24 protein-coding genes and 1 tRNA gene are annotated in these 26593 nt (G+C 69.0%); 11 read left to right on the top strand and 14 right to left on the bottom strand.

Annotated features, from left to right (window positions below; all coding sequences use genetic code 11):
- Positions 1-852 precede the first annotated feature (852 nt).
- Complete coding sequence (locus RIC11_RS09970; protein WP_350210797.1) at positions 853-2115, bottom strand: outer membrane protein assembly factor BamB family protein; 1263 nt, start codon at positions 2113-2115, stop codon at positions 853-855.
- A 321-nt stretch (positions 2116-2436) separates the two neighbouring features.
- Here RIC11_RS09970 and RIC11_RS09965 point away from each other — a divergent pair, with 321 nt between their 5' ends.
- Positions 2437-3267: an enoyl-ACP reductase FabI gene (locus RIC11_RS09965; protein ID WP_350210795.1), complete on the top strand. Its 831-nt coding sequence runs from the start codon at positions 2437-2439 to the stop codon at positions 3265-3267.
- A gap of 59 nt (positions 3268-3326) precedes the next feature.
- Here RIC11_RS09965 and RIC11_RS09960 read toward each other — a convergent pair whose 3' ends face one another.
- Both RIC11_RS09960 and RIC11_RS09955 read right to left on the bottom strand, forming a co-directional pair.
- A complete protein-coding gene (locus RIC11_RS09960) occupies positions 3327-3647 on the bottom strand; it encodes a type II toxin-antitoxin system RelE/ParE family toxin (RefSeq protein ID WP_350210794.1) in 321 nt (106 codons plus the stop codon).
- Entirely contained in the window at positions 3644-3925 is a 282-nt protein-coding gene (locus tag RIC11_RS09955; RefSeq protein ID WP_350210792.1) for a hypothetical protein, read from the bottom strand. Before RIC11_RS09955 ends, RIC11_RS09960 begins: the two co-directional genes overlap by 4 nt.
- 168 nt (positions 3926-4093) lie before the next feature.
- Between RIC11_RS09955 and RIC11_RS09950 the strand changes: the two genes are divergently transcribed.
- Complete coding sequence (locus RIC11_RS09950) at positions 4094-5998, top strand: thioredoxin-like domain-containing protein (protein WP_350210790.1); 1905 nt, start codon at positions 4094-4096, stop codon at positions 5996-5998.
- 171 nt (positions 5999-6169) lie between these two features.
- Here the strand turns inward: RIC11_RS09950 and RIC11_RS09945 are convergent, their stop codons facing one another.
- Positions 6170-6346, bottom strand: a complete 177-nt coding sequence (locus tag RIC11_RS09945; protein ID WP_350210788.1) for a hypothetical protein — start codon at positions 6344-6346, stop codon at positions 6170-6172.
- A gap of 857 nt (positions 6347-7203) precedes the next feature.
- On the opposite strand from RIC11_RS09945, the gene RIC11_RS09940 reads away from it, so the two are divergent.
- The 8 genes from RIC11_RS09940 (at position 7204) to RIC11_RS09905 (ending at position 13290) form a co-directional block, all read left to right on the top strand.
- The gene (locus RIC11_RS09940; protein WP_350210786.1) at positions 7204-8004 is read left to right on the top strand and encodes a BON domain-containing protein; all 801 of its coding nucleotides are present in this window, start codon (positions 7204-7206) and stop codon (positions 8002-8004) included.
- Between the two features lie 375 nt (positions 8005-8379).
- Positions 8380-8976, top strand: a complete 597-nt coding sequence (locus RIC11_RS09935; protein ID WP_350210785.1) for a hypothetical protein — start codon at positions 8380-8382, stop codon at positions 8974-8976.
- Between the two features lie 270 nt (positions 8977-9246).
- Entirely contained in the window at positions 9247-9924 is a 678-nt protein-coding gene (locus tag RIC11_RS09930; protein WP_350210784.1) for a MotA/TolQ/ExbB proton channel family protein, read from the top strand.
- A gap of 75 nt (positions 9925-9999) precedes the next feature.
- Positions 10000-10434 carry an ExbD/TolR family protein gene (locus RIC11_RS09925; RefSeq protein WP_350210782.1) on the top strand — a complete coding sequence of 145 codons (435 nt, stop codon included), beginning with the start codon at positions 10000-10002 and terminating at the stop codon, positions 10432-10434.
- Between the two features lie 22 nt (positions 10435-10456).
- Positions 10457-12280, top strand: a complete 1824-nt coding sequence (locus RIC11_RS09920; RefSeq protein WP_350210780.1) for a prenyltransferase/squalene oxidase repeat-containing protein — start codon at positions 10457-10459, stop codon at positions 12278-12280.
- Positions 12281-12390: 110 nt separating this feature from the next.
- Complete coding sequence (locus RIC11_RS09915) at positions 12391-12555, top strand: Sec-independent protein translocase subunit TatA/TatB (protein ID WP_350210778.1); 165 nt, start codon at positions 12391-12393, stop codon at positions 12553-12555.
- A gap of 84 nt (positions 12556-12639) precedes the next feature.
- Positions 12640-13071, top strand: coding sequence for a twin-arginine translocase TatA/TatE family subunit (locus RIC11_RS09910; RefSeq protein WP_350210776.1), 432 nt, complete (start codon positions 12640-12642; stop codon positions 13069-13071).
- Positions 13072-13216: 145 nt separating this feature from the next.
- A tRNA-Val gene (locus tag RIC11_RS09905) sits at positions 13217-13290 on the top strand.
- A 153-nt stretch (positions 13291-13443) separates the two neighbouring features.
- On the opposite strand, the gene RIC11_RS09900 is transcribed toward RIC11_RS09905, so the two are convergent.
- The 5 genes from RIC11_RS09900 to RIC11_RS09880 all read right to left on the bottom strand — a co-directional run bounded on the left by RIC11_RS09900 (position 13444) and on the right by RIC11_RS09880 (position 18079).
- Complete coding sequence (locus tag RIC11_RS09900; RefSeq protein WP_350210774.1) at positions 13444-14145, bottom strand: lamin tail domain-containing protein; 702 nt, start codon at positions 14143-14145, stop codon at positions 13444-13446.
- Between the two features lie 89 nt (positions 14146-14234).
- Positions 14235-14702 carry a hypothetical protein gene (locus RIC11_RS09895; RefSeq protein WP_350210772.1) on the bottom strand — a complete coding sequence of 156 codons (468 nt, stop codon included), beginning with the start codon at positions 14700-14702 and terminating at the stop codon, positions 14235-14237.
- Positions 14699-15697: a DUF1559 family PulG-like putative transporter gene (locus RIC11_RS09890; RefSeq protein WP_350210770.1), complete on the bottom strand. Its 999-nt coding sequence runs from the start codon at positions 15695-15697 to the stop codon at positions 14699-14701. The genes RIC11_RS09895 and RIC11_RS09890 overlap by 4 nt, the downstream gene beginning before the upstream one ends.
- A gap of 100 nt (positions 15698-15797) precedes the next feature.
- Positions 15798-16490 (bottom strand): hypothetical protein, encoded by a 693-nt coding sequence (locus RIC11_RS09885; RefSeq protein WP_350210768.1) that lies wholly within the window; start codon positions 16488-16490, stop codon positions 15798-15800.
- Positions 16491-16900: 410 nt separating this feature from the next.
- The gene (locus tag RIC11_RS09880) at positions 16901-18079 is read right to left on the bottom strand and encodes an AraC family transcriptional regulator (protein WP_350210766.1); all 1179 of its coding nucleotides are present in this window, start codon (positions 18077-18079) and stop codon (positions 16901-16903) included.
- A 224-nt stretch (positions 18080-18303) separates the two neighbouring features.
- Between RIC11_RS09880 and RIC11_RS09875 the strand changes: the two genes are divergently transcribed.
- On the top strand, positions 18304-19605 hold the full coding sequence (locus tag RIC11_RS09875; protein ID WP_350210764.1) for an aspartate aminotransferase family protein: 1302 nt from the start codon (positions 18304-18306) through the stop codon (positions 19603-19605).
- A 70-nt stretch (positions 19606-19675) separates the two neighbouring features.
- On the opposite strand, the gene phnX is transcribed toward RIC11_RS09875, so the two are convergent.
- The 5 genes from phnX to RIC11_RS09850 form a co-directional block, all read right to left on the bottom strand.
- Entirely contained in the window at positions 19676-20515 is an 840-nt protein-coding gene (phnX, locus tag RIC11_RS09870) for a phosphonoacetaldehyde hydrolase (RefSeq protein WP_350210762.1), read from the bottom strand.
- A complete protein-coding gene (locus tag RIC11_RS09865) occupies positions 20512-21690 on the bottom strand; it encodes a TIGR03364 family FAD-dependent oxidoreductase (protein ID WP_350210761.1) in 1179 nt (392 codons plus the stop codon). The genes phnX and RIC11_RS09865 overlap by 4 nt, the downstream gene beginning before the upstream one ends.
- A complete protein-coding gene (locus tag RIC11_RS09860) occupies positions 21687-22253 on the bottom strand; it encodes a phosphonate degradation HD-domain oxygenase (RefSeq protein WP_350210759.1) in 567 nt (188 codons plus the stop codon). The genes RIC11_RS09865 and RIC11_RS09860 overlap by 4 nt, the downstream gene beginning before the upstream one ends.
- 194 nt (positions 22254-22447) lie before the next feature.
- A complete protein-coding gene (locus RIC11_RS09855; protein WP_350210757.1) occupies positions 22448-25126 on the bottom strand; it encodes a hypothetical protein in 2679 nt (892 codons plus the stop codon).
- A gap of 62 nt (positions 25127-25188) precedes the next feature.
- Positions 25189-26583: a hypothetical protein gene (locus RIC11_RS09850; RefSeq protein ID WP_350210756.1), complete on the bottom strand. Its 1395-nt coding sequence runs from the start codon at positions 26581-26583 to the stop codon at positions 25189-25191.
- Positions 26584-26593 lie beyond the last annotated feature (10 nt).

The raw sequence follows: 26593 nt of genomic DNA, 5'->3' as shown, positions 1-26593 counted from the left end.
GGCCGCCAAGCGATGGCGGGCGCTCAACGGCTCCGAACTCCTACCGGACGTGCTCCGAGGGACCCCCTTCCAAGACGGCCTCCCGCTCCAAGAAGCCGCCGCCTGATTCAACCGCCGTACACAACTCTTGACGATATCTCCGACGCCGGAGGCGAGAAAGCGGTACGCCGGACCGTAGGCCCACGCAACAGCTGTTGCCGTCGCTTGACAGGTCAGCCTTCGATGGCGTTGCCGTGGAGAGTGGAGAGGTCGCGTTGGATTCGATGCCAGTTTGAGGGATTGCCAGCAGATAGACTTCTAACACTAGGCCAAGGACCGGCCCAAGAGTCCAAATTGCGGTTCACTGCTGACGCGGCACGCGGCGCGCGAATCGGGGGCGAGAAACGTGGGAGCCCACCGCGGTGGCGTGTGCACAGTAGGTCAAAGCATGGCCGACTCTGTGTTGGCTCAGACGCCGGCAAGCTAGCTACGTCGCGGCCCGCGTAGCGCGGCTCAGAGAGCACGAAACCAGCTCGAAAGAAGCCCGGTCCGCCTACCGTTTTTCTACCGGTTTGGTCAGCGGCGTGGCCGAAAGTACCGCGAAAGACCGCGGCCCAGTGCGTAAAAAGAAATCGCTTTGCACGCGTGGATTTCGAGGCTACGATGCGGTAAGTCCAGGGGTTTTCCGAAGCTTTGGGCTCGCGAGAGATGAGTGCCTCTTAATCAGTAGGTTCTTGGTTCGAGTCCAAGAGGGAGCACTGAGCACATCGCCAAACCCCGGGAAACAGCGGTTTTCTCGGGGTTTTTTGCTTGGGGTGGCGCGACGTTTGGCCGTGCGCCGGTTGTCGCCGTGGCGGAGCCGATGCGAGGGCTTCACGCGCCCTCTTCGATGCAGAACAGGCGCCGCTCGCCGCGGATGAAGAGCTGGTTGTCGACGGGGGCCGGGGTGGCGTCGATCGTTTCGCCGAGGTTGTTTTCGGCGACCTCCTCGTACTCGTCCGAGTCGCGGATCACGATGGTCGTGCCGCTGCGATCGCTCAGGTAGACGTACCCGCCGGCGGCGACCGGCGAGGCGTACGTCGTTTGTAGGCCCGTTCGGGTGGTGTAGTGCGGCTCGCCGGTTTTCGCGTCGACGCACGTGAGCACGCCCGTCTTGGCTTTGTAGAAGTAGAGCCGGTCCCCGGAGAGCAGCGGCGAGGCGATGTCTGGCGTGTCGCGCGTTCGAGTCCACAGCACTTTGGAGGTGCCGCCGATGTCGCCGCTCCCGTCGAGCTTGAACGCCCCCAAGAACGAGCCACGGAAGCCGCTCGCCACGAACACGCGGTCGCCCATCGCGACCGCGGAGGCCGCCGGCCGCTGCGTCTGACCGCCGCACCGCCAGAGCTCTTCGCCGGTTTCCAGGTCGTACGCGCGGGCGAAGTTCTCGCCGTTCATGACGACCTGCCGTCCCGAGGGCGTGTCGACGACAAGCGGCGTGGCCCAGCAGGTCGGCTCGTCGCGCTCGGCCCGCCAGAGGGTCTCGCCGGTTCGCTTGTCGAGCGCGTATAGGTAGGACGGGCCTTCGTGGTCCCACGGCACGAGCAGCTTGTCGCCGGCCAGCGTGGGCGAGCTGCCCTCGCCGAAGCCGTTGCGGGTCTGCATGTCGCCGAGGTCGCGGCCCCAGACGGGGTCGCCGTCCATCGTGTAGCAGTAGGTCCCTTGCGAACCGAAGTGCGCGTACACGTGCTGGCCGTCGGTCGTCGGCGAGGCCGACGCGTAGGTGTTCGTGCTGTGCGTCGAGTCGGCCGGCGTGGCGGTCGTGGCGGTGCGGCGCCACAGGAGCTCGCCGTTGGCGCGGTCCAGGCACATCACGATGAAATCTAGCGGCTCCCTGTCGCGGCTCGGGGCGCCGTCGGGGGCGGCGCTGGTGACGACGAACACGCGGTCTTCCCACACGACGGGCGACCCGGAGCCGAGCCCATCGATAGCGACCTTCCACTTGACGTTCTTCGTTTCGGACCACTCGACCGGCGGGTTCGCGTCGCGGGCCACGCCGGCGCCGTCGGCGCCGCGCCAGTGCGGCCAGTTGTCGGCCGCAGCGACGGAGGCCGAAGCGATGGCGAGCAGGAGAGGGAACCGATAGCGGGAAGCGAACATCGGCGGGGCTCGTCGAGGTTGCTGGGCTGCGCGATGTTGCTGGGCTGCGCGATCCGGAGCGCGCTGCGGCGGCGTCGCATCGGACGCGGCGCATCGGGACCGCCGGGGCAACGCCGCCGCGGGGGGGCTGCTCCTGCACACTATCGCATCGCGTGCCGAGAGACAATCACGGCGGCGGCGATCGCCCCCACCGCCGACCACGCACGCACCGGCGCGTCGCGCAGCCCCGGATCGGCCTCCCGCCCGTTCCCGCCGCGGGTGGGCGTTGGTAGGATCGCGGGCTCGTATCTCGTTTGATTCGTCGTTCCGCAGGGGGCCGCCATGCCGGGCCTGTTCGAGGGGAAGAAGGGCCTGATCACGGGCGTGTTCAACAAGCAGTCGATCGCGTGGGCGATCGCCGAGCGGGTCCTCAGCGAGGGGGGCGTGTGCGGCTTCACCCACATGCCCGACAAGCCGGACGACGAGCGCAAGAAGAACGAGGGCCGCGTGCGCAAGCTGATCGACGGCCACTCGGGCGCGAAGTTCCTCGAGCCGATGGACGTGACGCTCGACGGGCACGTCGACGCGGTCGCCGGCCGCTGCAAGGAGGAACTCGGCGAGCTCGACTTCCTGCTGCACTCGATCGCGTTCGCTCCGCCGGAGGACCTGAAAAAGGACACGGTCGACACGAGCCGCGAGGGCTTCAAGACCGCGATGGCGATCAGCGTGCACAGCCTGATGGCCCTGGCCAGCGCGACCAAGGACCTCCTGAAGCCCGGCGCCAGCATCCTCACGCTAACCTACTACGGCGGCGAGAAGTGCGTGCCCGGCTACAACGTGATGGGCGTGTGCAAGGCCGCGCTCGACGCCACCGTGAAGTACCTGGCGTACGACCTGGGGCCGCGCGGCGTGCGGGTCAACGCGCTGTCGGCCGGCCCGCTGCAGACGATCAGCGGCCGCGGCGCCGGCGTCGACGAGATGCTCGGCCTCTACGAGGCGATGGCCCCCCTGGGCCGCAACATCACGCACGAGGAGGTTGGCAAGTCGGGCGTGTACCTGCTGAGCGACATGTCGAGCGGCGTGACCGGCGAGATCCTCCACCTCGACGGTGGCTACAACGCGATGGGCTCGCCGGGGCGGATGCTGGAGAAGATCAAGGCCGCGCGGGGGTGAAGGGACCGGCTGAGGGTCCGAAGTCGGCGGGTCCACTGCTAAGCTAGTCGGTTCAGACGCTACTCAGGCAAGCGGTGTTCGCTCGGCATCTGCCTGCCGTGGCGGAACCCGAAGACCTCGACAGTTCGTCTGCTATCGTCGACCCGGTACAGAAATAGGCACGGTGCGACAATCAGCGCCCGAACGGTGTACTCGCGCAGCTCGTTTTCGGGTGGCTTAGGGCACCGGTGGGGCATCGATTCGAGGGATTGGACCGCCGCAATCGCCTTCCGCCACCATCGTTCGGCTGGGCCCGTCGTGTGCGCGCTCTCAATCAAGAAGTCGAGATACTTGCCGGCATCGCTCAGCGCCGCGTCGGTCAAAACGACCTTGTACCTCATTCGCTGAGCTCGAAGCCGCGTTCAGAGCCGAGGTCTAGCAGACCTTGGCGCATTTCGCGCACACGCCCGGCTGCCAAGTCGTCCTCGCCGCGTCGAAGGATCGACTCGCTCAGACGCCGTTGCTCTTCTGACATCGGGGCGAAGACCACCGCCTCGTCGCTTAGCGCTGCGATGTTTTTCAGTAGAGCCGTCGCGAATTCGCTGGCTTCAGCGAAACCGAAAGCAGCCGCTCGCTCGGACAGGCTACGGGTTTCGGCTTCGGCAAGATTGATTTCCATGCTCCTGATTATGGGCTCCTTGTCGACGGCGTGTCAAAGCTTGCCCGTTCGCCCGCTGGCGCGCTCCGCGGCAGCTCAATCTGCGGCCGAATCGCTCTAGCCACCGCGCGGCTGGATCGCGATACTCGCGCCGGACATTGACACCTCCCGGCCACGGATGGATCGAGGATGCTCTCTCGCTTGCCGCTGCGCCTGTGCGCGCTGATTCTGTCGCTCTCGCTCGCCGCTAGCACGCCGGCCGCCGCCCAATCGGCCGGCGCGGCGCCGACCGTCGAGCAGGCCCTGTCGCTCACGCCGATCCAGAAGGGCGTGGAGTACGACAAGCCGACGGCCGGCGACGCCAAGCAGTGCTCCATCAAGGCCGAGCGCGAGGGCAAGAGCACCTCGTGGGTCGTCCGCGACGGGGCGGGGCGGATCTTGCGGCGGTTCGCCGACGCGAACGCCGACAACGTGGTCGACACGTGGTGCTACTACGCGGGCGGCCTGGAGGTCTACCGCGACGTCGACTCCGACTACGACAGCCGCGCCGACCAGTACCAGTGGTTCCACACCGGCGGGTCGCGGTGGGGCGTCGACGCGAACGAAGACACAAAGATCGACTCGTGGCGGCGGATCTCGCCCCAGGAAGTCGCCGAAGAGGCCTTCCTCGCCGTGCAAACGAAGGACCAGGGCCGTTTCGAGCGGCTGCTGCTCTCCGCCGAGGAGGCCCGCTCGCTGGGCCTCGGCAAGACGCTCGCCGAACGCTTCGAGGAACAGCGCAAGCAAGCCGCAAGCGAGTTTCGCAAGCTCGTTGCCGAACAAAAGTCGTTCGACGCCAAGAGCCGCTTCGTCGACTTCGGCGCGCCGCGACCGGGGGTGATCCCGGCGGGCGTCGACGGTTCGACCAAGGACGTGGTCGTGTACGAGAACGCGTCGGCTCTTGTCGACGCGGGCGGGCAGCCGGAGCAGCTGCTGCTCGGCTCGCTCGTGCAGGTCGGCGACGGCTGGCGCCTGGTCGAGGCGCCCCGCGCCGGCGGCGCCGGGCCCGAGCTGGCCAACGTGTTCAGCGTGCCCACGATGAGCGAGAACGCGGCCGCGCTCGGCGCGCCGAGCGAGAAGGTACAGGCTTGGATGAGCGAGCTAGACAAGCTCGACCGCGAAGCGATGAACGCCCCCGCCAACCAGCGCGACAAGCTGACGGACCGTCGCGTCGAGCTCCTCGAGCAGCTCGCGGGCAGCGCCACGAACGAAGAAGAAGCAACCCAGTGGTACAAGCAACTCGCCGGGCTGCTGACCGCCGCGGTCCAGGCCGACGGTTACCGCGCCGGCATCGCCAAGCTGGCCGCCCTCGAGCGCTCGCCCGGTGTCCAGCGGATCGGGAAGGACCTGCAGGCGCACTTCCGCTACCAGCGGATCGGCGCCGAGCAAGGCTACGCGCTCCGCGACCCGAAGGCGGACTACGCGAAGGTCCAGGACCAGTGGATCAAGAATCTTGAGCAGTTCGTCGGGGCGTTCCCGACCAGCCCCGACACGGCCGAGGCCCTGCTGCAGCTCGGCAGCATGGCGGGCGAGTTCGCCGGCGAGCCGAAGGTGGCCGAGAAGTGGTACCGCCAAGCCGCCAGCGAGTTCCCGCAGACGGTCGCCGGCAAAAAGGCGGCCGGCGCGTTGCGGCGGCTGGGTTCGATCGGCAAGCCGCTCGCGCTCTCGGGCGACACGCTGTCGGGCAAACGCGTCAGCCTGACCGCCGCCCCCTTCCGCGGCCGCTACACGCTGGTCCACTACTGGACGAGCTGGAGCAACCCCGAGACCGACTTCGCCACGCTCGACGCGTTGCGGAAGAAGTACCGCGGCAAGTTCGAGGTGCTCGGCGTGAACCTCGACAGCAACACCGACGCGGCCAAGTCGCTCGCGTCACGCGCCCGCACCCCTTGGGAGCACCTGCACGACGAGAAGGGTCTCGACGGCCAACTCGCCACCGAGATGGGCGTGATCAACCTTCCCCTGATGATGCTGGTCGACAGCCAGGGCCGCGTAGTGAATCGCAACCTGCACGCGGGCGAGCTCGATTCGGAGCTGCAGCGGGTGATTCGGTGAGGGAAGAGGGACGAGGGAAGAGGGACGAGGGACGAGGGACGTGGGACGTGGGACGTGGGAGTCTGATCCGCTAACCTTCACCGTTCATCGACCCTTGCTTTGCTCTTCCGGAGCCGAGGGCATAAGCCCTCGGAGCGCCTCACGGAAGACTCGATGCTTAAACTCGCCTCGTCACCAAGCCCAGCGGCGTGCGCGGCGGGCGTTGATGGTCAGGCAGGCGGTCCGCTTGCGGCTGCGGCGACGCGACGTGCGTTGGATGCGGCGCTGGTTCTTGTCGTCGGTCGGCTCCTCGTCGCGCCGGTTCTCGTAGTGGTCGTAGCGGAACAGGTGATTGGCGTAGTTGGGCATGGTGCTTCCTTGGTCGCTTGTCGCTGACAGTAGCGGCTCCACAGGGGCCTGGTGGGGATGAGGGCAGCGTCGTTCGCTGCTCGCCAGAGGGGAGTAAGCAACGGTCGTGCCGCGCGGTCGGAACTGAAGAGCGGACGACGCCGGCGCCCCTCTTTTGCCGCGAAAAACGGGGGGATTTTCCGCGCCGGCCTCGACGACGCCGCGCTTGACGCTGGGACCAGTCCCCTCATCGCAGTGACGACGATCTAAGCCCGGCTGAGATCAGGGCTTACGGCGCCCGCCAATGGCCCCTGGAGCGTCCCGGCCCCCCGGCGAAGCGCCGTAAGCCAATGCGATCAGACGACTTAGCGGCGCTTCACGGAAACAGGGAGGCGTTTCACCAGAATGGTGAAGCCCAGGCGGATCGTTTCTGGCTGGTCCTCCGGCCCGCGGCCGCTTGAGTCTGAGCGGCCGCGAGCGGCGGCTCGCCGGTAGTTCAGCGGTTAGCCCGACGTCGTCGCCGACGCCGACGCGCTCCGGTCGACCCCTGTGCGCGACCTCGGAGGCCGTGGCGGCGGGGAGGGGCAGGAGCTTGCGCAGGCCATCGAGGCAATCCGCGCGCCATCACCGCAGAGCGGTCGCGGCTCGCCGAGCGTGGCGGGCGTCAAAACCGAAAAAAGACTCCCCACCGGACCGCGCGACTGCCGAATAGACCAACCGGAGCGGTTGTAACAGCCGCTTGGGTTATTCGTGCGGAGGCCGGGGGGCCATCGTGCGACGGGTTAGGCCGGGCCCAGCCGCCAACCGTTTCCCGAGGCCGTCACGGCCGCGGTGACGCCGGCGCGAGCCGAAACAACGAATCACGAAGGGGGAGAAAGATGCGTCATTGGATCGTCGCGGCCGCGGCGGCGGCCCTGCTCTGGCCGGCATCGGCTGGGGCGGCCTCGCCCACGGCGGAAAAGATGGCCGGCAGCGTGGCCCAAACGCTGCGCGAAAGCGGCCAGCTCAAGAATTACCGGGTAGGCGTGAAGTACGAGGACGGCGTCGCTTGGCTGGTGGGCACGGTGACCAGCGAAGAGCAGTCGGCCAAGGCCGAGCAGCTCGCGGGCCAGGTGGCCGGCGTGAACCACGTGGTCAACAAGCTCGAGATCACGCCCGCCCAGCCCTCGGCGGTGAAGGAGCCCTCGGCGGTCAAGCAAGCCGCCGGCGGTGAGAAGGGCGACCTGCTGCTGACGATGCTCGAGAAGCCGGAAACGGCCGCGTCCGCTCCGGCCCCGCTGCCGCCGATGCCCACCGCGATGCCCAAGGCCATGCCCGCGCCGGAAAGGGTCGCCTCGCGCGGCATGCCCCGGCCGATGGGCCCGGCCGCTGGCGCAAGCGGCGTGCAGCCGGCCCAGTACGGATGCTACGGCGGGGCGGCCGGCACGCCGCAGGGTTACAGCACCGCGGGCGCCGGTGGCGTGTCCTACGACAACGCCTCGATGCCCGGCTACGCCTGGCCGAGCTACGCCGCCCATCCGAACTACGCCGCGGTCACCTACCCGACGCAGTACTCGCCCGCCGCGTGGCCGTACATCGGGCCCTTCTATCCGTACCCGCAGGTGCCGCTCGGGTGGCGCAAGGTGACGCTCGAATGGGACGACGGCTGGTGGTTCCTCGACTTCTCGCATTGCGAGTGAGTCAGGCCGGCGCCGACAAGAAACACGAAGCCCCCGGAGAACCTCTCCGGGGGCTTTTTCGTTTGCTCAACGGAGCCCCGCATGCAGTGCCGCTGCGCACCAGCCGTCGGCGCAAGCCGGCGGGCTCTCGAAGCGCGGTTCGAGCTCTCTCTGCCGGGCGATGATCCGTCGGCTTTTGCCGACCGCTGGCGCCCGGTGGCTAAACCTGTGGGGTTGATCAACGCTAGCGATCCGCGTTGGCTCAAAGCCAGTATTTTCGTAATAACCCGCAAGTCCCGCCCAGCTTCACACGATAAAGAGACTATCGAACCACACCGCAGCGGGCGGCGACGGATCGCGCCCCAGCGAATTGCAAGCAGACGAGGGTCTCATTCGATGGCACGGCACAGCACGAAGCTCCGGCCTCAGCTCGTCACCGCCGCCCTGATGGCCGCGGCGATCACGACGACGTCCACCGGGTGCTTCTGGGGCTTCACGAGCGCCGGACCGAGCCTCGGCATCTTCGCCTTGCCGATCCCGGTGACCCCTTACCTTCAGAAGAAGGAAGAGGACAAGTTCTGGAACCACGAGCGCTACGACCGCGTGCCCATCCTCGGCCCGATCGACGACTCCGGCGGACCGCCGGTCGCGCTCGACCCGCCTAGCGACGACGAGGTGATGCGGGCGCTTGAGAAGGCTCGCCCCGTCGAGGGCGGCGTGCCGCTGCTGTACGGCCGCACCCGCAACGACGTGCGGATCGTCAAGGAAAAGATCGCCGACTACGTCGACCCGGTGCGTGTCTACCCGCTGATCGGCCCCGCCCAGCAGCACCACGCCCACTACAAGTGCACGATCTACTACGAGGACGTGCGGCGGATCGGTTGGCCGTTCCCGCACACGCTCAAGGACCAGGACGCCCGCGAAGTCGTCTACATCGACCACAACCACCTGCACATGGTCGGCGACGTCGATCAAGGCCCCACGATGCCGTAGCGCGGCCGGGGGTCGCGGGTGAGAGGCGCCAGGCGGCAGGGAAGAATTCCGATAACGCATCGACGATAGCGGCGGGTACTCCTGCCACCCAACAGCCTGTTGAAGAACGCCTTCCTGGCATTTTTCAACCTCGCCAAGCTTGGAGCAAGCTCCTCGCGGCTCGCAAGACGTCGGCTCTTGGCCGACGTTTTGACGCCGCCCTCGTGGGGGGCGACGCAGGCCGCTGATAAATCAACAGCCTGCTGACGCCTGCCCCCTAAGCAGACTCCGATGCAATCGCCTAGTTTGCTGGAAACGTTGCTGTCGGCCGGTTGGCTGATCGTGCCGATCGGCATCGCCTCGGTGGTGATGCTGCTTTGCGTGATCGAACGCACCGTTGCGTTGCGGCGGCGCCGGGTCGTGCCGAAGCGCTTCATCCACTGCGTGCTGAAGCAGATCGAGGAAGGCGCGGTCGATCGGGCCGACGCGCTGGAGCTGTGCGAGGAGAACAGCAGCCACATCGCCCGCGTGTTCGAGGCCGGGCTGCGTCGGTGGGGGCGCTCGGCGGTCGAGGTGGAGCAAGCGGTGCTCGACGAGGGCGAGCGGGCCGCCGCTGAGCTGCGGCGGTACCTGCGTGTGATCAGCGGCGTGGGCAACATCTGCCCGCTGCTGGGCCTGCTGGGCACGGTCTGGGGCATGCGCGAGGCCTTCGACGCGATCGCCGGCGACGCCGCGATGGGCAAGCCCGAGCTGCTCGCCGAGGGGATCGGCAAGGCCCTGATGTCGACCGCCGCGGGGCTCGGCGTGGCGATCCCGGCGATGATCGCCTACCTGCACCTAACGGGCCGCGTCGACACGCTCGTTGGCCAGATCGACCGCCACGGCCAAGAGCTGGTGAACCTGATATCCGCCGAAGCGATCGAGGAGCGTGGTTCGAGCCGGCCGCGCAAAGCCAAACGCGCAGCGTGAATCGAGGCGCTAGTCGCCAGGCGCCAGTCGCCCGAGCAAGAACCAGCGCCGAGCGCCTCACAACGAGCGCCGCCCTTGCCTCTGAAACGCACCACCGACGACGCGCCACCGCTGAACCTGACGCCGATGATCGACGTCGTGTTCCTGCTGGTCATTTTCTTCATGACCGCCACGCAGTTCGCCGAGGTGGAGCGCGCCGTCGAGATGCAGTTGCCGGAGGTCTCCGAAGGGGGCACGACGGTCGCCGCGGCCAACGAGCCGCGGGTTGTGTCGGTCATGGCCGACGGCGCGTTGACGCTCGACGGCCAAGCTTGCACGCTCGAGGAGCTCTCGAGCCGCCTCGACGCGGCGCGCCGGGCCGCGTCCGGCGCCGACGGCCCCGAGGTCCTCATCCACGGCGACGCCCGCTGCGACTTTCAGCACATCGCCGCCGCGCTGGCCGCGTGCCGCGAGGCCCGGGTCGCCGAAGTGGGGGTGTCCGTCGACGCCGCACCGGCCGTACGCCGCTAACCGGGAGAGGCCGCGCCGAGCGATGAGCCTTTCCGCGATCTTCGTCGCGCTCGCGCTGGTGTCGTCGGGCGTGTTCATCGCGCTGGCTTTCACGCCGTGGGGGCGGCGCCGGCCGCTGCACCGGTACGGCGCGTTGTCGGTCGCCGCTCACCTGCTGCTGTTTGCAGGCTTGGCCTGCGTTCGCACCGGCGGACCGCCCCGCGCCGGCGACGACGACGCCCCGCCTGTCAGCGTGCGGATCGTGATGCGTTCGCCCGCGGCCGCCGAGTCGGCGCCCGACGTGTCACCGCCGGCCGAGTCCCAGCCGGCGCCCGAGGAGCCGCCGCCGCCCGACCCGAAGCTCCCGGAGGCAACCAGCGAACCGGTCGTCGCGGCCAGCAGGCCGCACGGAGCCGACAGCAGCATCGAGCCAATGGCCGAACAAGCCGCCGCCCGGCAGCAGGCCGCCGAGCCGCCGACCGCCGCGCCAGAGGCGCCGAAAGCAGCGGACGCCGCGGCGGCGGTCGCAGAGGCTTTCCAGCTTCCCGAAGCGTCGCCCACCGCGGATCTGGGTGACGAGTCGATTGCCGACTCGCTCCGAGGGCTTATGCCCTCGGCTCAGGAAGCCGCCATAGCGCCGTGGCCGGTTTCGCCCACCCCAATCCCGCGTCGCCCGTCGCCGATCCCCCGTCCCGCATCTCACACGGCTCACCCCTCACCCCTCCCGGCGGCCTACGCCACGCGCGGCGAGCGGCAACAACGCCGCCTCAGTGCGAACGATGGCGGCGACGACGCGACGCTCGACGCGGTCGCGTCGGCCGTCGACTGGCTCGTCCGCGCGCAGCGTCCCGACGGCGCGTGGGACGCGGCCCGGTGGGGCGCGGGGCGAGAGACCCTCGTGCTTGGCGAGAACCGCGGCGGCGCCGGCGGGCGCGCCGAGACCGGCCTCACCGGCCTTGCTCTGTTAGCGATAGGCGGGGCAGGGCACACCCACCTGGCGGGCCCGCACCGGGACGCGGTGACCCGCGGACTGCAATTCCTGCTCGACACCCAAGCGCCCGACGGCGACCTGGCCGGCGACGCGAAGCCGTTCGCGCGGACCTACTGCCACTCGATGGCCACCTTCGCCCTCGCCGAAGCGATGGCCGTGACCGGCGATGAGCGGCTGCGCGCGGCCGTCGAGGCGGCCGTCGAGCACCTGACACGCGCCCAGCACCCCACGACCGGCGGCTGGCGTTACCGCCCCGGCGACCGCGGCGACACCAGCCAGATGGGGTGGGCCGTGATGGCCCTCCGCAGCGCGGAGTTGGCGGGCGTCGTTGTGCGGCCGAGTGTGTGGAGCGGCTGCGAGCGGTTCGTCGCGTCGGTTCGCGCGGGCCGCCATGGGGGGCTGGCGTGCTACCAGCCCCGCGAGCGGCCCAGCAGCACGATGACCGCCGAGGCGATGTACGTGCGGCAGATCCTGGGCATGGCCGACTCGCGCGGCCCCGCCGACGCCGAGGCGGCCCAAGCGTTGCTAGGGGAACTGCCGGATCGCTCGACCGGCAGCGGGCGCCGTGTGGCGAACCTGTACTACTGGTACTACGCCACGCTCGCGCTGCACCACCACAGCACGGCCGGCGGCGCCGCCGCCGACGCCTGGTCGACCTGGAACCAGGCGATGCAGCGAGCCGTGCTCTCCCGTCAGGTGGCCAGCGGCGCGAACGCCGGGAGCTGGGACCCCGACACGCTGTGGGGCGCTTACGGCGGCAGGGTCTACTCGACCGCCCTCGCCACGATGTGTCTGGAGGTCTACTACCGCTACGACCCCGACACGATCGGCCGCGACCCTTGGCTGGCGGCCCGGGAAAGTGCGATTCGCCGCTAATCCGCGCGTTTGCCCGGTTTGACGCTGTCGCGGCCCGGCGTAAACTATCTGTGGCAGCCGTAACTGCCCCGCTCTCAACAACTTACTCGGGCCGATCGCGTCCGAAACCCATGTTCGGTATCAACGGCATCCAGCTGCTCGTGGTCCTTGTGGTCGCGCTGCTGCTCTTTGGCACGCGCCTGCCGTCGATCGCCAGGGCGTTCGGCCAGAGCATCACGGAATTCAAGAAGGGCGTCAAAGAGGTCGAGGACCACAGCGACGACCCACCCAAGTGAGTCGGAGCGAGCGATAGCCCGGCGCGGATCGTGCTGCGGGGCTGCAGTGATCGAATCGGCTAGAAACGGAGGTTTACCCCGCGGATGTTCGGCCTGAGTCCCATCCAGCTGCTGATCTGCGGCATCGTCGCGGTCCTGCTGTTCGGCAGCCGCTTACCCAACGTAGCTCGGTCGTTAGGCAAGAGCCTGACCGAGTTCCGCCGCGGCTTGAGCGACCTGCAGTCCGAGTTCAATGACGCGATGCGCGACGCGGAGCGCACCGCCGGCACGCAGTCGAACGTCGGCGCAACCGCGCAGTCGCGACTGACTCAGGCGGCCCGCAACCTCCACGACGACTCCGCGCCCGAAGGCAACTACGACACCTACGTCGATCAACCGCCCGAAGAGGGCGAGCGTCGCGGCGAGCTGGCGGACGACGCCTCGCTGGCGGACGAGGCCCCCTCCGAGGAAGACCCGGCCGACGGCGCGGCAGCCGCCCGGGTCGAGGCCCCCAAGCCGGCCGCTTCGGAGGCCTGAACCCCTGTCGCGTCGCAGCCCCGCCCCCGCGCCTGTGCCCCAGTCGCGTCGCAGCCCCGATGGTCCCGCCCCAGGGTCCGGCCCCAATGGGGGCGAACTAGCGGCCGACGAACCTGTCCGGTATTCTGCTCCAACCGCGTTCGGCGGGCGATTAGCTCAGTTGGCTAGAGCGCTACGTTCACACCGTAGAGGTCACTGGTTCGAGTCCAGTATCGCCCACTCTTTGGTGGCAAAGACTTACGTCGATTGCTGAGAGACCGATCGGCCCGCAGCCCAATCTATGGGTAGCTTTGTGGGTATCGCAGTAGAGAGCAAAACGTGCAACCGGCCGCCGGCCTTTCGGGCGACGACCGGTTGCGCAAGTCGTTTCGCTCAGACACGCCGTGCGGCCGCGCCGGCCAATGCGACGGCGGCCAGCAGGACAGTCGTCGGCTCGGGGACGATCGCCGCGAAGCCGGGCGACGCGACGTCCATCGTGCTGGCGTTGTCGATGTCCGGGTTGACGATTAGCGCGGCGTACGCGCCGTCGAGACCGGCGGTCGACGTTCCCCAGTTGGCGCCGACGTCGTTCGCGCTCGGCGTAAATCGGTTCGGAAGCAGGTAGATGCTCTGGCCGTTGCCGGAGGGCCAACCGCCCGTGCCGTTCTCGTAGTTGGCCGCGTCGACGAGCGTGTTGCTAGCGTCGAAGATGGCGGGGGTCTCGTTGGTCGCGCTGGCGCCGTTGGCGAGACTGATGCCGGTGTTCGCGCCCTCGACGAGGAAGTTGATTACTTGGATGTCGGGCCCCCAGATCGACTGGAAGGTCGAAGGGTCCTGGCCGGTGATCACGGCCGAGGCGCCGGCCGCGAGCGCCGTGCCGGCGGAAAACGGGTCGGAATAGGCGCCGTCCTGGTCGTCGCCGTAAATCCAGCCGCTCAAGTCGACTTCTGAGGAACCTGTGTTGGTGATCTCCACCCACTCGACGACGCCGTTCTCGCTCCCGTTCAGGTTGTAGAAAATCTCAGAGATGATGACCTCGCCACAGGCTGGCGAAGCAACGACGGCGGCGAGAGCAGCGGCCAGGGGCGTCTTCATGAGTCGCAGATCCAGTTGAAAGAAAATGGGGGGTATCGGGCAGGGAGCCGAAGTCCAGCTCCGCCCGCTACGACGCGGGCGAGGCGGAGTCACTTCGAATTGAGTTCGAAATCAAACGTGTGGGACCCGTCGGCAGCGACGGTCCGTTTCAATTCGGACTGGCGGTTGTAGCGGGCGGGAATGGTGGCGTCGGCCGCGGGGGCGTCCTCTCCTTCTTGCCTCGCGCCGGTCGTGATCTTGACGACCATCTCCCCGGGCAGGCAGCCCGGCACGTTGCGGTCACGGAAGACCTCGTACCGCCCGCCCGCGTCGGTCTCGCCGAAGCAAACCCGTGGTGGCCGTTTGTCGGCCTCGACGAATTCGACTCGAGCGCCCGCCAGCGGGTCGCCGTCGAGCGTGACGACGCCGTCGACCTTGGCCAGGTTCAGGACGCTGTAGTCGGGCCCACGCTGGCCCTGGCCACAGCCGATCGCCATGGCCGCGAACCACGCAACGAAGCGAAGGGCTCGCGGAGGAGTGCGGCGCAGGTCGGACGGACTGGTGTCGCGCAAGTTCATGGTTGTCTGAGCCTCATCACTTCACGGTCGGTCTCGCCGTTGCGGCTCCCGAGCGCGACGTAGACGCCGTCGTCGATGTCGTCGCTCAACAGGTGGACCGACCCGTCCGCGTAGGCGAACTGGGCGCCACGCACGGTGTGCCAGCTGCCAAACGCCAGCTCCACGTGGCGCCCGTTGGCGGTCGCGTCGGCCCAGTAGTTCAGGGGGACCTGGGTGGACGCGACGAACTCCGTCCACTCGTTCCCGCCCGACACCTGTGGCGAGCCGGTGTGCCAGAAGTCCATCGAGTTGCCGTCGAGCACCGTGTCGAAGTCGGTCTTTCGCTCACCCACCGCGATCGTCTTCGACGACCCGTCGACGATCTCGGCGAAGCGAGTGTCGCTCTCTTGGTAAAAAATCCCGTTGTGGTCGGTGAGCTGCTGAGAGATACCGACCGTGCCGGGAATAACGCAGCCGCCGGCTGTGTTGTCGCAGGTAACGAGCGACGAGACACAAGCCCCGTACTCGGTCGGCGATCGAGCGGAGATCCCGTCGTTGTCACGGGGCTGTTGCTCCGAGTTTGGGCACCGATACGCGGCGATGTTGGTAGAGCACACCGTCTCGTTGTCGCCGCTGGTCCAGACGAACGCGGTCTTCTCGACCATGCCGAGGCCTGGCACGAACGTCGTGGTCTGAGACTCACCCAGCAGGTCGTACAGCGCCTGCTCCTCGATGAACGGGAGCAGAGCGCCCGACCACGCGAGGCCGCGGTCGTCCCAACCGGCCGGGAAGTGGCCGTTGGTCGACTCGTAGTTCATCAGCCCCTTGCCGATCTGGGCGAGGTTGTTCTTGCACTGCGAGAGCCGAGCCGCTTCGCGGGCGGCTTGCACGGCTGGCAGCAAGAGGGCCACCAAGATCCCGATGATCGCGATCACCACCAGCAGCTCCACCAAGGTGAAGCCCGCCGACGAACGCGATGCGCCGCTGTCGCGGCGGGGCGTTCTAGCTTTCAACACTATTGCAGGTCCTTCTTATCGTGCTGTGTGACCAGGAAGGGGCAAGCGCCGCCACCCCACGCAACGGCGCCCACCCCTCCTAATTCGACGAATCAGGCGATCAGCCGCGTCGCGGGCGGAAGCCCGCCGCGACGGCAGCTAGTAGCAGTGCGGCGGCCGTTGGCTCGGGAACGCTCAAAGCCCCTTCCGACGCCGGGGGGACAGCGAGCTCGCCCAGCGCGGCCGAGACGTTTTCGTTGCCCGGCGAGATGAGGTAGAGCGAGATCGGCAGGCCGTCTGCGCCGAGCACCTGGAGGCCCGGCGCGCCGACCAAGTCGCCCGTTATGAGGGTCGTCTCTGCGTCGACGTAGACCAGGTTTCCTTCGCTGTCGAACGCGATCATCTCGGGACGCGTCAGCGCGCTGTCGACGCCCCACGGGCCGAGCGGCGAAGTGTCGATCAGTTGGAGCGTGCCGCCGCTATCGAAGAAGAGCTCCGGCCCGCTCTCGTTCGACTCGTCCGGATCGAAAGCGGCCCGGATGAAGCCGCCGGCGCCGTCCTTCAGCAGCACGTAGCCGTCGGGCTCGTCGGCGAAGCCGGGGAGGGGCTCGATGCCGTCCGCCGTGCCGTTGAAATCGATCCCGCCCATTGCTTCGGCGTACGAGTTGTTGACGAGCGGGTTCTCCGGGTCGGTTCCGGCGCCCTCGTTGAAGCCGACCGCATCGAGCACCTCGCTCCAGGGCGTGATGCTCAGCGTGCCGTCGTCCTCGAGATCGAGGTCCGTGTCGAGCGTGGCGCTGAAGTCGCGGACCAACGCGTACGTGATCGAGCCGTTCTCGATGTCGCCGGCGCGAGCGGCAACGTCGACGGCGTCTTCGACCTGTCGGGTTTGACGCTCGGCTCGAACGGCCTGCTGTTGCTCCGCGACCAGGAAGAGATCCTGATCGGCGAGATCCCTGTGCCCGGCGGGCTGAACCCCGCGCCGGCTCCAGGGACGAACGTCTACTACGAGAACAACATCCGCCCCGGCGACTTCAACAACGACGGCACGGTCAACGCCGCCGACTATACCAATTGGCGTGACGGGGGCGAGCTGCAGAACGACCTGACCCCGGGCGGCGTCGGCGCCGATGACTACGACACTTGGGTTGATAACTACGGCCTGACCCGCGCGTTCTTCAACCGCTCCGCGCTGCGCCCGTCGCTCGGCTGGCCTCGGGGTCGTCAGTTGCCTTCGGCCTTGGATTGGCTCACGCGGCGGCGGAACGCGGAGGGGGTCGCCGACAGCTCGCGGCGGAACGCGCGGGTGAGCAGCTCGGGGCGGTCGAAGCCGCAGACCGACGCGACCTTCGTGATCGGCAGGTCGGTGTCGCACAAGAGCGCCAGCGCGTGCTCCACCCGCACGCGGCGGATCTCCTCGCGCGGCGTGCGGCCCAGGTAACGCTTGAAGCCGATCTCCAGCGCGCGGCGGCTCATCGGCACCTCGCGCAGCAGGTCGCTGATCCGCAGCTCCCCGGCGTGGTGCTCGCGGATGTAGCGGATCGCCGCCGAGAGCATCTCGTCGGGCACCGCGACCTGGTCGGTCGACTGGCGGGTGATGATCCGGCGGGGCGGGAGCAGCACGTGGGACTCCCGCAGCTCCTCGCCCGCCATCAACCGGTCGAGCATCTCCGCCGCGCGGAAGCCGACCTCGTGCGGCGCCTGGTCCACGCCCGACAGCGGCGGCGACGAGATACGCGAGCTGAGCTCGTCGTGCTCGCCGCCGAGCACGGCGATGTGGTCCGGCACGGCGAGGCCCGCTTGCGCGCAGGCCTCGGTGACCTGTCTCCCTTGGATGTCGTCGAACGCCAGCAACGCCGTCGGCTTGGGCAACGCCGACAGCCACCCCGAGAGCTCTTGCAGCTGCTGCTCGGAGTCGAGCTCGGCGAAGCGCTGCGGGTCGGGCGCGAACCGCTGGCAGGGCTGGCCGATCCGGGCGAGCGCGGCGGCGAAGGCTTCGCCCAACCGGTCGTAGTGTCTGGGGCGGAGGGTCGAGCCGCAGTAGGCGAACTGGCGGTAGCCGTGGTCGACGAAGTACTTGGCGGCCATTTCCGCGGCGGCGACCTCGTCGCACGTGCAGCGGGGGATGAGGTTCTCGCCGTAGCGGAACCACGACACGTTCACCGCGGGCAGGCGGCGGTCGACGAGCTGCTCGGCGAGGGCCGAGTGGGTGATCCGAGCGACGACGCCGTCGCCGCGCCAGTGGTCCGGCAGGAGCATGCGGTCGTACTTGCCGCGGGGCTCCAGCGAGAAGAGCCAGTGCCGCTCGCGGCTCTTGGCGTAAGCGGCGATCCCCTCGATCAGCCCAGCGCCCCAACTCGTGGCGGTGTCGATCAGCAACGCGACGCGGCGAGGGCTGGGCATCGGGCTGGCGTCTTAACGCTTTGTTAACGCGAGGGTGTCTCCGTTGACCCGCGATCTTCCAGCCAATCGGACGCGCGTCAAGCTGCGGACGCGCCGTTGCGCAATTCGGCCGGCGAATTGCGTGAGCGCTGGTGGGGGGGCGGGCCGCTACTCTCTAGGCTGGTCGTTACGCTGCGGCTCATGCGGCGGGCTGCGACAACTCTCGACCGAACGAGTGAAGCGGTATGGCGAGCGGGTTCTCGGAGTGGGCTGAGCGGGCGCACGCCTCGTTGCCGGCCGGTGGCAACGGCGAGTTCGACTTGCCCGACGACCTGACGACCGTCGTCGAGAGCGGCAAGGGGTGCCGGCTCCGTACCGCCGACGGGCGCGAGATGCTCGACTTCTCGATGGGGTGGGGCTCGGTCCTGGTGGGCCACGCCGACCCGCGCATCGCCGAGCCGGTCGCGCGGCGGCTGGCCCGGGGCGCGAACTTCGCGACGGTCACGGACGCGTCGCTGGAGTTGGCCGAGCGGCTGATCCAGATCAGCCCCGCGTGCGAGCGGGTCCGCTTCTGCGCGTCGGGCACCGAGGCGACGATGTACTGCTTGCGGCTCGCGCGGGCGTTCACCGGCAAGCAGCGGGTTCTGCGGTTCGAGGGAGCGTACCACGGCGCCCACGACGTTGGGGTCACCAGCATGTTCCCGTCGCGTCGGCTAGAGTTCCCCGCGCCGGAGCCCTCGAGCGACGGTCTCACCGCGCACGAGGACGGGCGGGTGCTGGTCGCGCCGTTCAATGACGCCGAAACGGCGGCGGGGCTGATCGCCGCCTATGCCGATGAGCTGGCCGCCGTGATCGTCGAGCCGTTGCAGCGCTGCCTGCCACCCGCGCCGGGCTTCTTGGAGAGCCTCCGCACGGAGACCCGCGCACACGGCGTGCTGCTCGTGTTCGACGAGGTCGTGACCGGCTTCCGCTTGGCGTACGGCGGCGCGCAAGAGCGGTACGGCGTCACGCCCGACCTGGTCGCCTACGGCAAGGCACTGGGCGGCGGCTTGCCGATCGGCGTGTTCGGCGGCCGCGAGGATGTCATGCGGCTGTCGAGCGAGCACCGCCACGGGAAAGCGACTTACGTCTGGACCGCGTCGACGCTTGGCGGCAACCCGCTCTCTTCGACCGCCGCGCTCGCCACGCTCGACGTGCTCGGCGAGGACGGCGTGTACGACCGACTGTACGCGATGGGCAGCCACCTGCGCGACGGCATGCGCGAGCTGCTCGCCGAGCGGTCGATCGACGCGTGCGTGCTCGGCGAGGGGCCGCTCGCCCAGATCGCCTTCACCGACGCGCCCGCGCGCGACTACCGCAGCAGCCAGCACAGCGACAAGGCGGCCGCCCGCCGCCTGATGCTCGAGCTGTTCCGCCGCGGCGTGTTCCTCAACCCGATGGGCACAAAGCTCTACCTGTCGCTTGCGCACGACGAGTCCGTGTGCGATGAGTTGCTGGAGCGGCTCGGCGGAGCGCTCGACGAGGTGATGGCGCCCGCGCTGGCGTGAGCCCGGCGGGTCGATGGCCGTGGCGTGATCGGCGTCGGGTGACGCCTCCCTCGGGCAGGCGCCTGTGCGTCTAGGGCGAGTCGCCCTTCGCCATGCGTTCGTTGATCCGCCGAACGACCTCCGGCAGCTCGCCGATCGTGTCGATCAGATAGTGCGCCCCGGCCTCGGTCAGAGTGGCTCGCGCGGGGTGGAGCTTCGCTTCGCGCTCCGCCGGGGTGAGCCGGGCGAAGGCGTGGGCGCTGAGGCCGACCTCGTTGCCGCTCGCCACCACGCCGACCGACCACGCGCCGGCGTGGCGGCCCGCCTCGACACCGGCGGGCGTGTCGTCGGCTTTGACGACCGCGGCCATCGGCCACACGTCCAGGCGCCGCGCGTTCTCTGTGCACAGCCACGGCGCGGGGCGGCCGGGGGCGACGTCGTCGGCCGAGAGCATCGCGTCGGGCCGGTAACCCTCCTCGGCGGCGCGGCGGGCGACCGCCTCGAGCAGCGGCCGCGTGTAGCCGGTGCTGGAGCCGATCGCCAGGCCCAGCTCGCGGCACGCGGCGATCGAATCGACGCAGCCATCGATCACGCCCGAGTGGCTCACGACGCACTCCGCCTGCCGGCTGAGGAAGTCGGAGTAGATCGCGTCGAGGTCCGCTTCGGTCGGCGGGGCGCCACGGGCGCCCGCCCAACGCGCGGCGACCGGAGGCTGCTCGAGCAGCGCCTGCAAGTGGTCGCGCTTCGCGCGGCCCATGGGCCGGCGGGCCTCCTCCTCGGTGACCGGCACGCCTGCCGACTCGAACGCGGAGAGGATCGCCGCGATCGGCGCGCGGCTGCCGAAGTCGACGGTCGTGCCGGCCCAGTCGAGCACGGCGAGGCGGAGCCTCTCGGGGGCGAATCGTTTGCGATCGGTCGGCAGCTCGATCACGACAGGCCTCCCGCGCCGGCGAGCGCTCCGCGGCGGCTGTGGACCATCTTGTCGGCGAGGCCGAACGACATGGTCATGCCGCAGCCGCCGGTGGCCACCGCGACCGTCACGCCGTCGACCGGCGAGAACGTGAACTGCACGCCGGGCCGCGGCTGAACCGCGTAGACGCCGTGCCAACGAGCGGCCAGCTCCCAATCCGGCAAGTCGATCAGCCGCTTCAGTTCCCTGAGCATCAGGCGTGTGATTTCTTCGGAGTCGAACGGCGTGACGCTCTCGCCGTACTCGTGCGAGTCGCCGAGCACCACCTCGCCCAGCCCGTTCTGCGCGGCCATGACGTGGATGCCGTGGCGGTCGAGCTCCGGGGACTCGTCGCCGATTCGTTGGCGCAGAGCCTCCAGTGAGGGGCAGATCGCAAAGTTCTCGTAGTGCCGCAGCGTGAGCCCGCTGGCGACCATCGGGCCGATACGCCAGCCCCCCGCCTGCGGCGCGGTGCGCATCATCTGCAGCTTGCAACGCGACAGGCCGTGCTCGGCGAAGAGGTCCGGGTAGAGCGTGGCGTAGTCGGCGCCGCTGCAGATCGTGACGCGGTCGAACTGCCAGCGGCGCCCATCGCCGGTGACGAGCGACGGCGGCTCCACCTCGACGACCGCCACGCCCATCTCGATACGCACGCCGTGCCGCTCGGCGAGCCACGCCGGCGCGGTGGCGATAGCCTCGCGCGGGTCGACGCCCATTTCAGTCGGGCTTGAGAGCCCGCCCAGCACCCGCTCGCTGGCCGCCGGGCAACGCTGGCGACACGCGGCGGCCGACAGCATCTGGCAGTCGTAGCCGAGCTCGGGCCCCGCGGCGGCGAACTCTTCGAGCACCGCGAGCTCGTCGCCGCGGGTGGCCAGGTGGAGCGAGCCGCTGGGGCGACTCCACACGCGCGTCTCGCAGACGAACTCGTCCCACAACGCGCGGCTGCGCAACGCGGCTTCGCGACGCTCGGCCGGCTGGCCGATCGGCCAAACCATGCCGAAGTTGCGGACCGACGCGCCCTCGGCACGACGGCTGCGTTCGAAGAGCGTGACCTCGGCGCCGGCGGCGGCTTCGCGCCACGCGTGCGCGACCCCGACGATCCCGCCGCCGACCACGGCGACACGTTCCGCGAGCGCGCCCCTGTTGCAGGTTTTCATCGACGCGCCGCGGCTTGCAGGTGGGGCACGAAGTGCTCTAACGGCGGGGTCGCCAAACCGACCACCTTTGCCTCGTCGTCCCAACGCCGGAGCCGCACGGCGGCGTCGTAGTGGGGGCCGGTTCGGAACGCCGCGCACTCGGACTCGTCCATCGGCCCGCCTTGCAGGTTGAGGCTCGTCTTGGAGGGTTCGCTCAGCGCGTCCCAATAGCCCGGCTCGGTCGCGCACAGGTACCGCTTCGACTGCACGTGCAGCCGCACCGGCTCGAGGACCCCGTCGGGGAAGCGAGAGCGGAGCCAATCGGCGCCCAGGCGCTCGTGGACGTCGTCGATGCCGTTGTCCGGTGCGTCGTCGGGCAGGTCGTGCAGCAGGTGGCCGATGTCGTGCAGCAGCGCGGCGACGATCAACTCGCTGGGGGCGCCTTGCTGCTCGGCGAGCGTGGCCGCTTGCAGGCCGTGCTCGAGCTGCGTGACGCCCTCGCCGCCGTAGAGCGAGTCGCCCCCGCGGCGGAAGAGCTCGAGGACATCGTCGGTTGTCGTCGGGTCGTTGGCGACAGAGGCCATGGTGGAAGGTTGCTGGGGGTCGGTTGCTCGGCCGGCGCAACTCTGCGCGTGCGGCTCATCGACGCGGCGACCGCAGCATATGGCATCCGCCCGATGTCTTGCACGCGTCGTGGAGCGCAGAAGTGTTGACGGCCTGGTTGTTGGGTCCGACCGACCAGCCGATTCCCAGGCGGCCGTCCGCTCACCGCGGTTGGTCACGCCCTGAGGGTCCGCCGCAGCGGCGAAGCCGCACAAACGGCGACAGCCGAGGCCCGCATCAGCAGGGCCGAAGGCTCGGGGACGCTCGCGCCTGCAGCGAAAGTCGGCGCGACTTGGCCGTAGGAGCTGCTCCAGACGGCGTACGAGTCGGCGGGGAGGGCGGACGGGTCGTCGCGCCACACGGTGTAATCGGCGGCGTCCACTCTGCCGTCGGCGTTGAAGTCGCCGCGGAGTTCGAAGGAATCGATGCACCCGTCGCAGTACTCGACGCGACCCGGTTTAACGACCGAATCGGTTTCGTGGAATCGTAGCTCCAAGTCGGCATGGCCGCCGAGGCCGAAGATGCGCCCGAGGTTGATCGACTCACCCACATCCATGGTCGAGTCCCCTTGCAGGTATCCCTCGGCGAGGTAGGTGGCGGCGCCTGTGCCGAGCGTTTCCCAACCCGAGCCGTCGTTCGATGGACCCCCGAGATCGAAATCCTGCGCCTGCAGCGATTGGAAGTTGGCGGCGACCAGTGCGCCGGCCTCGCTGCGGATCTGGTAGAGGTCGAAGTCCACAGCGGCCGACGAGTCGTTCCTCAGCTGGACGAAGCCGGTTACCCGATCGACCAGCAGCGAAAGGAAGGGGATGTCGTCGCGTTCGACGAGTTGAAAGCCGTGCACGCCGGCGTTGCCTGTCCCGCGGTTGATAGAGAACTGGAGGTCGGGTGAGAGCAGCCCCTCGTAGACGACGTAGTTCGACGGGATGGCCGAGTCGACGGAGTCGGCCGTCGCGCGAACGTAGTCGCCGGGCCCGGTGAACGCGCCTTGGCCTGTGTTGGTCTCGAACCACACAGCCGACGAGCCGTCGTCGCCGAGCTGCGTATAGGAACGCCGCCCGTTGCCGTCGGAGCCGACATAGATGTAGAGGTCGTAACCCGCGAAGGGGATGTCCTCCAGCGTGAAGAACGAGCGGACCAGATCGGTCGAGTTGTCGACGTACCCGTCGAGCAGGCGCTCGTCCTCGTTGTCGATGGACGGGTTGTCGGCCGCCCAGGTGTTGTCGGCCAGCCACGACACGGACATCGACGTCGGTTCGCCGAGGCTGGTGACCAAGCCGCCGGCCGTGCCCAGCGTGTCGTACTCGCCATCGACCTGGCCGGGCACGAACTGCGCGACGTTGTTCCAGTTCGCCTGCTCCACGCCCGGCGCGCCGGCGACGCCCGTCACCGACGACGCGGAGCTCCCGATGCCGCCGATGAAATTGACGCCGATCGATTGCGCGGCTGCTTGGTGCGGGGCGCCGACCGCGAGCAGCAAGAGGGTCGCCCCGATCGCGCGGCGACGATTCGCCGCCAGCCCGAGGGTCGCAGCGCAAGCGAGCAGGCCGAGGGCCGACGGCTCGGGGACGGCCGCGGTCGGCTCGCCGGCCGCCGACCCGTAGTTCGATCGCCAGACTCCGTAGTCCGCCGAGTCGACGGCGCCGGCGCTGGGGCCGGAGTTGTCGCCGTTGGCGCGGAGGTCGGTCGTGGATCCGAGCGTGTCGCGCCACACGGTGTAGTCCGCGGCGTCGACGCGGCCGTCCAGAGTGTAGTCGCCGTCGAGGAAGGCGACGCACCCCTCGCAGTATTCGACGCGCCCGACCTTGGTGAACCCGTCGGTCTCGTGGTAGCGGAACACGACGTCCTCGCTCGCGCCGGGGCGGAATGCCTTGCCCAAGAGGATCGACTCGCCGACCCAAGCCTCGCTGCTCCCGGCGAGGTAGGCCTCGGCGATCAGCGAGGCGCCCGGCGCGCCGAGTTCTTCCCAACCGTCGCCGGCGCCGGGCGGGCCCGCGCCCTCGAAGTCTCGTTGCTCGAGCGACACCAGCGCGGCCTCATCCAGCGATCCGGACGGGCTGGAGATCTGGTACGCATCGAGGTCGACCGCGCCGGCGGAGTCGTTGCGCAGCTCGACCATGCCGGTGACCGTGTCGATCCGCAGCGTGAGGAACGCCACGTCTGGCTGTTCGATGATCTGGATCCCGTGGATGCCAGAGTTCCCACTGCCCCGGGTGATCCGCACTTCGAGCTCGGACGCGATCAGCCCCTCGTAGACGATGTAGTTCGACGAGAAGGCGGCGTCCTCGGTCGTGGCGGTCGCCTGCACGTAGTCGTCGGGGCCGGTGAACTGGCCGCCGCCGGTGGAAGTCTTGAACCAGATCCTCGACGAGCCGTCGTCGCCGAGCTGGACGTTCGCCGTGCGGTTCAGCCCGTCGGTGCCCACGTACACGTAGATGTCGTAGCCGGCGTAGGGGATGTCCGACAGCGTGATGAACGACGTGGGCGCCGAGTCGTCGACATCGATGAAGCCGTCCATCAGGCGCTCGTCCTCGTTGTCGATGGCGCCGTTGCCGGCAGCGTAGGTCTCCTCAGCGATCCACGATACGCCGAGCGGCGTGGGCGCGCCGGTGGAGTCGATCAGCCCTGTCGCCGAGCCGATGAAGTCCTGGAGGTCCTCGACCTCGGTCGGGTCGTCCGGCGCCACGTTGTTCCAGTTGCCTTGGGCCACGGCCGGCACGCCCGCCACGCCGGTCACGCTCGACGCCGGCGAATCGACCCCGCCGATGAAGTTGACGCCGATCTTGTTCTGGGAGCGCGCGGCGCTGGGCAGGCACGCGAGCGCAGTGGCAAGGGCAAGCTGCAGACGGGTCATGCGGTGGGCATCCTTCGGTGGGCTGACGCGGGTGTCGGTCGGCGGCGGCGGCTGCGACGCGTTCAGCGTGGCCTGGGCGTGCGGCAGAAAACCGCGAGACAGAGGCCCAGCACGGTGGCTGCCGAGGGCTCGGGCAGCGCGATCGGCGAGCCGCCGACATCGATACCGAACCCGGTGCTCCAGACCGCGTAGTCCCGCGGGTCGATGCGGCCGGCGCTGGCGCCGGAGTCGTCGCCGTCGGCGCGGAGGTCGGTCGTGGACCCGAGCGTATCGCGCCACACGGTGTAGTCGGCCGCGTCGACGCGGCCGTCGCCGTTGTAGTCGCCGACGCTCTTGGTCGAGATACATCCGTCGCAGAACACGGCCGGACGGCTCTTGGTCAGACCGGTGTCGCTCTGGTGGTAACGGAAGCGGAGGTCCTCGGCGCCGCCGGGCTCGAACAGCCGCCCCAGCGAGACGGACTCGCCGCTCATCACGACGCTGTCCCCTTGGAGGAAGCCCTCGCTCACGGCCGCGGCGCTGGGTTGGCCCAGCACCTCCCAGCCGTCGCCCGCACCGGGGGGGCCGCCGCCCTCGAGGTCTTGCGACTCCAGCGAGATCGCGCCGCCGGGCGACAGGCGACCCGATTCGCTGAGCACCTGGTAGAAGTCGAACGGCAGGTCGAAGGCGGTTTGGTTCTGGATCTCGGCCAGGCCGGTCGCTCGGTCGACGACCAGCGTGAGGTTGATCGCCTCGATGACTTGGAGCCCGGCGATCCCCATGTTGCCCAGCGACCCGTTGAAGTCGAGGTCGAGCAGCAGTTCGAAGTCACGCTCGCTCTGCCCCTCGTAGAGCACGTAGTTCGAAGGGATCGCGCTCGCCGGCGACGTGCCGGTCGCTTGCGCGTAGTCGTCTGGCCCCGAGAACTCGCCGCTGCCGGTGTTGGGGATGAAGTAGGTGGCGGATTCGGGATCGCCGTTGATCGTGACGCGCGCCAGGCGACGCTCGCTCGAGCGGCCGGACGAACCGATGTAGACGATCACGTCGTACTCGTCGAACGGCACGTTCGTCACGCTCACGGCGACGTCCGGGTCGCTCGACGAGACGTCGATGTAGCCCTGCATGAGGGCCTCGTCTTGGTTGTCGACGGCGGGGTTGCGGGAGAACCAGGTGTTGTCCGCCTCCCAGGCCACCCCGAAGTCGGGGAAGCCGACGCCGTCGGCGCTGGTGATGCCGGTGAAGGCGCCGTCGGCGCGTGGCGCGCCGTTCGACACGTTGAGCGTGTCGGTGTAGGCGGCGACGTTTTTCCAATTGGCCTGCGGGACCACGCCGGCGACGCCCGTCACCGTCGGGCCGTCGGGCCCGGTCGTGTGCTGGCCGCCGATGAAGTTCACGCCGAGCGAGTCGGCCCCGGCCGGCGCCGCGAGGAGCGACAACAGCAGCGTGAGGGTCGGCGTGTAGCGGTGGTGGTGGATCACGGTGGTCTGT

Origin of the sequence: Botrimarina sp., assembly GCF_040219535.1 — a bacterium.
GTDB lineage: Bacteria > Planctomycetota > Planctomycetia > Pirellulales > Lacipirellulaceae > Botrimarina.
Note: the sequence above shows the minus strand (reverse complement) of the source record. Positions and strands in the feature narration are given on the sequence as shown.